General features: G+C 68.6%; 12 protein-coding genes and 1 riboswitch. Of the genes, 4 read left to right on the top strand and 8 right to left on the bottom strand.

The features are described from left to right. Window positions 1–93: 93 nt before the first annotated feature. From gdhA to ABS64_RS01175, 6 genes are all read right to left on the bottom strand, one after another. Window positions 94–1,440, bottom strand: a complete 1,347-nt coding sequence (gdhA, locus tag ABS64_RS01150) for an NADP-specific glutamate dehydrogenase (RefSeq protein WP_292680208.1) — start codon at window positions 1,438–1,440, stop codon at window positions 94–96. A gap of 74 nt (window positions 1,441–1,514) precedes the next feature. Next, complete coding sequence (locus ABS64_RS01155) at window positions 1,515–2,168, bottom strand: helix-turn-helix domain-containing protein (RefSeq protein ID WP_292680209.1); 654 nt, start codon at window positions 2,166–2,168, stop codon at window positions 1,515–1,517. After that, window positions 2,158–2,478, bottom strand: coding sequence for a non-heme iron oxygenase ferredoxin subunit (locus ABS64_RS01160; protein ID WP_292680211.1), 321 nt, complete (start codon window positions 2,476–2,478; stop codon window positions 2,158–2,160). The genes ABS64_RS01155 and ABS64_RS01160 overlap by 11 nt, the downstream gene beginning before the upstream one ends. Next, complete coding sequence (locus ABS64_RS01165) at window positions 2,459–2,902, bottom strand: group III truncated hemoglobin (protein ID WP_292680213.1); 444 nt, start codon at window positions 2,900–2,902, stop codon at window positions 2,459–2,461. Before ABS64_RS01165 ends, ABS64_RS01160 begins: the two co-directional genes overlap by 20 nt. Continuing rightward, complete coding sequence (locus tag ABS64_RS01170) at window positions 2,899–3,552, bottom strand: flavin reductase family protein (protein ID WP_292680214.1); 654 nt, start codon at window positions 3,550–3,552, stop codon at window positions 2,899–2,901. The genes ABS64_RS01165 and ABS64_RS01170 overlap by 4 nt, the downstream gene beginning before the upstream one ends. Then, on the bottom strand, window positions 3,549–3,980 hold the full coding sequence (locus tag ABS64_RS01175) for a hypothetical protein (protein ID WP_275759920.1): 432 nt from the start codon (window positions 3,978–3,980) through the stop codon (window positions 3,549–3,551). The genes ABS64_RS01170 and ABS64_RS01175 overlap by 4 nt, the downstream gene beginning before the upstream one ends. A gap of 75 nt (window positions 3,981–4,055) precedes the next feature. On the opposite strand from ABS64_RS01175, the gene ABS64_RS01180 reads away from it, so the two are divergent. The 4 genes from ABS64_RS01180 to ABS64_RS01195 all read left to right on the top strand — a co-directional run bounded on the left by ABS64_RS01180 (window position 4,056) and on the right by ABS64_RS01195 (window position 6,448). Then, window positions 4,056–4,415 (top strand): DUF488 family protein, encoded by a 360-nt coding sequence (locus tag ABS64_RS01180; RefSeq protein WP_275759921.1) that lies wholly within the window; start codon window positions 4,056–4,058, stop codon window positions 4,413–4,415. Between the two features lie 138 nt (window positions 4,416–4,553). Then, the gene (locus ABS64_RS01185) at window positions 4,554–5,612 is read left to right on the top strand and encodes a DUF561 domain-containing protein (protein ID WP_292680217.1); all 1,059 of its coding nucleotides are present in this window, start codon (window positions 4,554–4,556) and stop codon (window positions 5,610–5,612) included. After that, complete coding sequence (locus ABS64_RS01190; RefSeq protein ID WP_292680218.1) at window positions 5,602–6,006, top strand: SRPBCC domain-containing protein; 405 nt, start codon at window positions 5,602–5,604, stop codon at window positions 6,004–6,006. The genes ABS64_RS01185 and ABS64_RS01190 overlap by 11 nt, the downstream gene beginning before the upstream one ends. A 105-nt stretch (window positions 6,007–6,111) precedes the next feature. Continuing rightward, window positions 6,112–6,179: riboswitch (guanidine-III (ykkC-III) riboswitch) on the top strand. A gap of 17 nt (window positions 6,180–6,196) precedes the next feature. Then, on the top strand, window positions 6,197–6,448 hold the full coding sequence (locus tag ABS64_RS01195; protein WP_292680220.1) for a hypothetical protein: 252 nt from the start codon (window positions 6,197–6,199) through the stop codon (window positions 6,446–6,448). Between the two features lie 82 nt (window positions 6,449–6,530). Here the strand turns inward: ABS64_RS01195 and ABS64_RS01200 are convergent, their stop codons facing one another. Both ABS64_RS01200 and ABS64_RS01205 read right to left on the bottom strand, forming a co-directional pair. Then, a complete protein-coding gene (locus ABS64_RS01200; RefSeq protein WP_292680221.1) occupies window positions 6,531–7,100 on the bottom strand; it encodes a putative immunity protein in 570 nt (189 codons plus the stop codon). Between the two features lie 175 nt (window positions 7,101–7,275). Continuing rightward, window positions 7,276–7,473, bottom strand: a complete 198-nt coding sequence (locus tag ABS64_RS01205) for a hypothetical protein (RefSeq protein ID WP_292680223.1) — start codon at window positions 7,471–7,473, stop codon at window positions 7,276–7,278. Window positions 7,474–7,816: the final 343 nt, after the last annotated feature.

Consider the following 7,816-nt stretch of genomic DNA (forward strand, 5'->3'; position numbering starts at 1 on the left):
ATCCTCGATATGCAGCACCTGGATCTTCACACGCCCATTCTCCCGCGCAACTCGCGGCGGCTGGCCACCCCGCACCTTCTTGATCAACACGCCCTAGATGAGGCCGAGGGCGAGCATGGCATCGGCGACCTGGGTGAAGCCGGCGATGTTCGCGCCGGCAACGTAGTCGCCGGGTTTTCCATAGGTATCGGCGGTCTCCAGGCAGCGGTCGTGGATGGAGCGCATGATCTCGCCGAGGCGCTCGTCGGTGTACTCGAAGGTCCATGAGTCGCGGGAGGCGTTCTGCTGCATCTCGAGTGCGCTGGTGGCGACTCCGCCGGCGTTCACGGCCTTACCGGGAGCGAACAGGACGCCGGCCTCACGGAGCGCCCGGATCGCCTCTGGCGTGGTTGGCATGTTCGCGCCTTCGGCCACGATGCGGGTGCCCCCGCGGATCAACGCCGCAGCCCCGTCGGCATCGAGCTCGTTCTGTGTCGCGCAGGGCAACGCGATCGCGCAGGGAACCTCCCAGATCGACCGGCCGGGGACGAAGCGCACGCCGGGTCGCTGTTCGGCGTAGTCGTTGACCCGACCGCGGTGACCGTTCTTGATTTCCTTGAGCAAATCCAGGTCGATACCGGCCTCGTCCACGACGTAGCCGTCGGAGTCGGAGCAGGCGACCACGATGGCGCCGAGCTGCTGGGCCTTCTCGATCGCGTAGATCGCCACGTTGCCTGAACCGGATACGACCACTCGCTTGTCGTCGAAGGAGTCACCGGCGCCGCGCAGCATCTCGTCGACGAAGTAGACGGCCCCGTAGCCGGTGGCCTCGGTGCGCACCTGCGAGCCGCCCCAGGTCAGCCCCTTGCCGGTCAGCACGCCGGATTCGTACCGGTTGGTCATCCGCTTGTACTGGCCGAACAGGTAGCCAATCTCGCGGCCGCCGACGCCGATGTCGCCCGCCGGCACGTCGGTGTACTCGCCGACGTGGCGGGACAGCTCGGTCATGAAGGACTGGCAGAAGCGCATGACCTCGGCGTTCGAGCGTCCTTTGGGGTCGAAGTCGCTGCCGCCCTTGGCGCCGCCGATCGGCATGCCGGTGAGGGCGTTCTTGAATATCTGCTCGAAGCCGAGGAACTTCACGATGCCGAGATAGACGCTCGGGTGGAAGCGCAGGCCGCCCTTGTAGGGGCCGAGGGCGGAGTTGAACTGGACGCGGAACCCGCGGTTGAGCTGGACCCGACCGGCGTCGTCGGTCCACGGGACGCGAAAGATGATCTGCCGTTCCGGCTCGCACAGCCTCCGGATGATCTCGGCGTCCGCGTACTCGGGATGCTTAGCCACGACCGGACCGAGGCTCTCCAGCACCTCGCGGACGGCCTGGTGGAACTCGGCCTCGCCCGGGTTGCGGCGCACGACCTCCTCGAAGACAGGCGTCAGGGACTCATCCAGCACGGGCACGGTGGGACTCCATTCAGTGGTGCGCTGCCGCGGGTGCGGCATGTGGGCCGGCTCGCGGCACACGGGTTCCGACGCTACCGGGGCGCGGCAGCGCCGGCGGGTTCGAGGGTGACCAAACAGAGGTCGGGCTCGGCGAAGGGGACGAGCCGGGCACGGGTGCCGGTCGGTTCGAGGAGCTGTTCGATGAGTCCGCGGTGGACGGCGCACACCACCTGCGGGTGCTCGCGGGCGGCGTCGCGGAAAGGGCAGGCGCGCAGCCGGATCTGCCGCTCGTGGATGTCGGGGTCGAAGCCGAGCCGGTCGAGGACGCCAACGACTCCTGATGCGGGGTCGGCGTCGGTGAACGGCTCGAAGCTGTCAGCCCAGCGGCGGCCGGCGTCGACGGACTCCGTGCCGGCGGTGTCCTCTGCAGCCAGGGCGCCGGCGAGAACGTGGATGAGCTGTTCGCGGGACTCCTCATCTCGCTCGGGGCCTGTCGGGGTGTAGAGGATCCGGGGGCGTCCGCGCCGCGGCTCGCTGCCGGTGCGGCGGCGGGCGAGGCCGGCGTCGGCCAGGCGGTCGAGGTGGAATCGGGCGGTCGTGACGTGGACGCCGAGCCGCTCCGCCACAGCTGCAGCATCGAGGGGGGCGTTGGCGGCATGCAGTCCGTCGAGGACTTGGCGGCCGGCCGCGGAGGGCGACGCGGCACGGTGCTGTTCGGGGCGGTGCCCGTTCTGCTCAGGCGACATAGATCATCCCATCGTGGACTTCGATGCGGCGGGTCGTCAGGGGGCGGTCGGCGGGCAGGGTCAGTGCCTGGCCGGTGGCGAGGTCGAAGCGTGCTCCGTGGGCCCAGCACTCCACGGTGCGGCCCTCGATGAACCCGTCGGCCAGGGAGATCTCGGCGTGGGTGCAGGTGTCGTCGACCGCGCGGATGACTCCGGTGTCGTCGCGGACGATCAGGATCGCCTGACCGTCGATGACCTTCCGTATGGGGTGGCCGGTGCGCAGCTCGGTCTCGGCGCAGACGAGCGAGGGTTCAGAGGTTGATGCGGGCATCGGCGGGCTCCTCCCGGTCCGGGCGGCGGGTGATGGTCTCGAAGGCGCTGCCGGAGCGTCCGGCCAGGCGTCGCAGCATCGAGGCGGCGATGCGGTCGGCCTGCACCTTGGCGTGTTCGGCGACCGGGCCGGCGAACCGTCCGTCGAGGGCCTGGTTCCACAGTTCCAGCCACCGGTCGAAGTGCTCGGCGGTGAGCGGATGCCGTGCGTGGAGGACGAGGTGGAGCTGGAGCGCGTTGCGGTGGTAGCGGTCGGCGCGGAACAGCACGGTCTCCCAAAAGTCGCACATGATCGGCAAGTGATGTTCCAGATCCAGTCGCGCGACCTGGGTGAAGATCGGCCCCAGCAGTGGGTCGGCGAACGCCGCCCGGTAGAACCCGGTCACGAGCTCGGCGACGTCGGCGCGATCCGCGAGATCCCTCATGGCGTGCGCCCCGCGATATCGCTGGTGGGGCGGTGGCCATGCTCGGCGCCGAGGCCGAAGTAGTGCCGGAAGGAGTAGATCATCGGACGCCAGGCGCGCGGGTCGATGTGCTCGGTGCCCGGCACCACGATCTCCGGGGCGGCATGCACACGGGTGACTTCGGCCTCGACCAGGTTGTACTCTCCGAGCCCCGGGGTGACCCGGCGGACGACGGCCTCCAACTGCAGCGCACACTCCGCCACGCGCGGAGGGTTCACCGCCTCCGATGCCTGAGGGGTGAGACCCGCGGCGGCGAACTTGTCGGCGACATGCCGGTAGCGGGGAGTCTTGGCCGCGGGGACCGGGCTCATACCGGTGGTGTCGCCGATCGCCTCGACCGCCTCCCACAGCTCCGGCTGGGGGAAGTTGACGGTCAGCTCCGGTAGGGCGAGGACGTTGTCGATGGTCTGCCCGCCGTCCTCCAGGCCGATCACGAGCATCTGCCCGAGCGCCCAATACGAGGATGCGGCGGCCAGGTTCGTGGTGCCGTCCGGGTTCTGCGAGGCGATCAGCATCACCGGGGTGCCCACGTAGAGGATGCTGGGACGGATCGTCACGTGCCCCGCCCCGACCGCGGTCGCTGCCCTGCTCGGTTCGGAATGCTCGGTCATGAGGCCAACACGAGAACGCCGAGGGCGACGAGCAGCCCGACCTTGACGACTTCGAGAGCGATGTAGCCCAGGTGCAGGCGCGTGCGGGGGGCGTGGTCGGCGGATCCTTCGGTGCGGACCTTGCGGTCCATCAGCGGCCGCAGCACGAGCGCGCCGAGCCCGAGGTCGACGCCCACCAAGACCACAAGGGCGAGCTGCGCGGGCGATGCGTCGGCTGCCCGCAGCAGCAGTCCGGCGAGGACGGCAAGCCACAGGACGGCCTCGGCGATGTTCAGCGCCCGGAACACGAGCCGGCCGATGCCGACACCGAGCGGGATCGTGATGCCGGGGGCACGGAACTTCAGGGGCGCCTCCAGGAACGAGATCGCCAGCACCATTCCGAGCCAGGTGAACACCGCTGCGATCTGCACGCCCAGGGCCGCCGTCATGATCCGTCCGCCTCCAATAAACCGGAGTAGTCTCCTGTTTATTCAGAGTCTACTCGCACCAAGAGGGGGCGTATCGTGACCGAGGGCCTGCGCCTCAAGCGGGTCTACGACGCCCCCGAGCCGGGCGACGGCTTCCGGGTGCTGGTCGACCGGCTCTGGCCGCGAGGACTTAGCCGGCAGCGCGCTGCGGTGGCCCTGTGGTGCAAGCAGATCGCCCCGAGCCCGGGCCTGCGCTCCTGGTGGGACCACGACCCGGCCCGCTTCGCAGCGTTCACCGACCGCTACCGCGCCGAACTCACCGACAACCCGGCGCTCGAGGAACTGCGCGCGCTGCTGCGGGACCACCCTTCCGTGACGCTCCTGTACGCGGCGCGCGACCCGCAGATCAACCACGCGATCGTGCTCCGCGACGTCCTTCAGGAGCACGCGCGATGACCAAGGCGGCTGCCGAGGGCGGGGAGGCGGTGTGCTGGCTGGACAGGGTCTGCCCGGACTGCGGCGCGCTCACCTCGCCGGCCGCAGCTGCCTGCTGGCGGTGCGGCATCCCGACCCCGAACCGACAGGAGCACGCGAATGACCAGGACTAGACGGCTGGAGGAACTGCTCGGAATTCAGGCGCCGATCGTGCTCGGCCCGTTCGGCGGGCTGTCCTCGGTGGAGCTGACCGCCGCGGTCAGCAACCTCGGCGGCCTCGGCTCCTACGGCCTCTACGGGTACGCCCCCGAGCGTATCCGGGAGACCGTGCAGGCGCTGCATGCGGCAACCGGAAGACCGTTTGCTGTGAACCTGTGGCTGCCGACCGGGGACGAGGTCGACCCGGTCGACGCCGACCTGGACGCGGCGATTGGCGCCGTGGCGCCGTTCTTCGCCGAGCTCGGCATCGACGTTCCACCGGTGCCGACCCGGTTCCTGCCCGACATCGACGAGCAGCTCGAGACCGTGTTCGAGGCGCGGCCCGCCGCAGTGAGCCTCGTCTACGGGGTTCCCCCGGCCTGGTTCGTCGAGCGTGCCCACAGCGTCGGGATCCGGGTGATCGGCACCGCGACGACCGTCGAGGAGGCGGTCGCACTCGAAGCCGGCGGGGCCGACGCGATCGTCGCGACCGGGTTCGAGGCCGCTGGGCACCGGGTGTCCTTCCTCGCCCCGGCCGAACAGTCCCTGGTCGGCACGATCGCGCTCGTACCCCAGGTCGTCGACGCCGTCACGATCCCTGTCGTCGCGGCCGGCGGGATCGGCGACCGCCGCGGCGTCGCCGCCGCCTTTGCCCTCGGCGCCTCCGGCGTGCAGGTCGGCACTGCCTTCCTGCGCACCCGGCAGTCCGCCGCCCCCGACGCGCACCGGCAGGCGATCAGCCATAGCCCCGCGCACGGCACCGTGCTGACCCGGGCGATGAGCGGCCGGCCGGCACGCGGCATCCCCAACCGTGCCGTCACCACCATCGAACAGCAGCGGGCGATCGCCCGGTTCCCCGCGCAGAACTGGCTCACCGGCCAGTTCCGCGCCGAGGCCGCCCGCCAGGACCAGGGCGAGCTGCTGTCGCTGTGGGCCGGGCAGGCCGCCGCGCTGTCGCGCTCGGCCGAGGCGGGCGAGGTGTTCGCCGAACTCGCCGCAGGCGTGCCCGATGGACACTGAGCTGCGCGCCAGCACGGTCGTCGACGCGGACCCGGCTGCAGTCTTCGGGTACTTCACTGACCCCGTGCTGCTCACTCATTGGCTTGCCACTGCGGCCAGGACCGACCGCACCGACGCCGGCCAGGTGCTCCACGCCGAGGCCGACGGCCGGCACATCAGCGCGCTGGCCATCGATCAACGCCCCGCCGGCTGGGTGATCTACCGATGGCGCATTACCTGGCCGGGAGAACCCCAGCCGCTGGACACCCGCCTCGAACTCGCTATCCACCGCGATGCGAACCTGGCCCGCGTCGACGTCGTCCACTGGCACCTGGACGCGCGATTCCTGCCCCGCCTACAGCAGGACTGGCACGCACGGCTCACACGACTGCAACAAGCGGTAAGCACCCGATAGGTCGCCCGCCCTCACCAATGCAGCGGCTCGTCCTGCCGCGAAGCAGCGCGCAACACCATCGCCCTGCGATCTCTCAGACCAGCGCGGCGGCGCCGTGGGAGAGTGGCAGGGCATTCGACAGTGGGTGCGCCCGGACGAGACACGCCGTACCCGGAACGACAAGACGACGCTCCGAAAGAGGCGCATCGTCATGCTCGAACAAATCGTCCAGATCGCTGGATCCCTGCTGATCCTCAGCGCATTCGTCGTCGCCCAAACGCGTCGATTGCAGCATGATTCCTGGACCTACCTCGTACTGAACCTGGTTGGCTCCGCGACGCTCGCAGTCCTGGCACTCCAAGAACAGCAATGGGGATTCCTCCTCCTGGAAGGCGTCTGGGCCATCGTCTCCATCGCAGGAGTCATCACCAAGCTGCGATCTCCCGACAAACCGAGTAGGTAGAGGGTCAATGGATGGTGTTCCCACACGGCGGATGAACGGTCTCAGGGCTGGCTGGCCAGGGCGTCATGGATCGGTCGCTCGCTCACGATCGGCCCGACTGTTCCATGAAGTCGGCCCAAGTGCCGCTGTAGTCCACGAGATGCTTGCGCCAGTAGTCGATGCGTTCGAGGTACTCGGCGACGCGACGCTCGACCGGTTCCTGGCAGTTCTCCACGCCCTCGGTCAGCACGATCGCGGTCAGCTCGTAGACGGGGAACCCGAGGGCATGACCGTTCGCGTGGACAACGCCGCATGCTTGACCAATGGCATGGCAGAGCGCGACGTCGACCGACGAATCCAGTTCCTTGGCAACGGCGTGGCAGTCCAGGATCGCCCGTCGAGCGACCCGCATCTTCACCTCACCAGCAGCCCAAGCCCGCGCCTTGTCCAGCGCGACCTTCGGGCGCGGCTCGTCCGGGTATCGCTCTGCCAGGGTCTCGACGGCTGTCGAGGCGAACTCCAGGGCCCAGAGCACCATCACCTTGTGGCTCTCGTGACTGATGACGTTCGCCAGATCCGAGAACAGCGGGTTCTTCAGATCGAAGAGCACCTTGTTGCCGCGTCGCAGCTTCGCCTTCGTCTCGTCTAGCCAGCCCGATGAGTCGATGGCCATTGCGCTCCTGACTGTGAGGCATCGAGTGTATGCGGTTGATAGCAGCCGGAGTTCGAAGGTCTCCGCGGCCTGGCGCTTGGAGGGTGGACCGGTCGATTCGCGGAGCGCGACGAGTCCGCGTTCGAGGGCTGCGGTGAGGAGCCCGTGGGCGTTGCTGTCCGACTCGAAGCTCGGACTAGTCGAGGCCGTGCCGGGCGCGAGTGCGCGTCACCAGCTCGTGAGCGTCGATCTCTCCATTGATGTATTCCTCGGCATCTTGAAGTGTCTCGGAACTGACCGCCAAGCCCTCCAGCTCACTGCTGTGGACCGCCTCTTCCACGATGCGTCGCCGTGCAGCGACATCCGCGGCCGGCTGTTGGGAGTTTCCGGTCATTACATCGACGCTACGACTTAGCGACTGTTTCGGGAAGCGCAGGGGCTCCGCCGGCGCCGTGCATCTCGGCGGAAGTCCGTTGGAACCGTTTCTCGCACATCGACATATTTGCTGGTTTCATCTGCACCGAACCGTCAACTCTTCAGCCGTAGGCTCAGGGTGCCGAAAGAGGGGAGAGGGCAATGGTGGCGGAGGAAGTTGACTACGAGGAGTTGGCTGCCCTGCTGACGGATTCGCACGTTCCGCTAGGGCGTGTTGATCAAGAAGGTGCGGGGTGGCCAGCCGCCGCGAGTTGCGCGGGAGAATGGGCGTGTGAAGATCCAGGTGCTGCATATCGAGGATT

Origin of the sequence: Microbacterium sp. SCN 69-37 (assembly GCF_001724435.1) — a bacterium.
Taxonomy (GTDB): Bacteria; Actinomycetota; Actinomycetes; order Actinomycetales; family Microbacteriaceae; genus Microbacterium; species Microbacterium laevaniformans.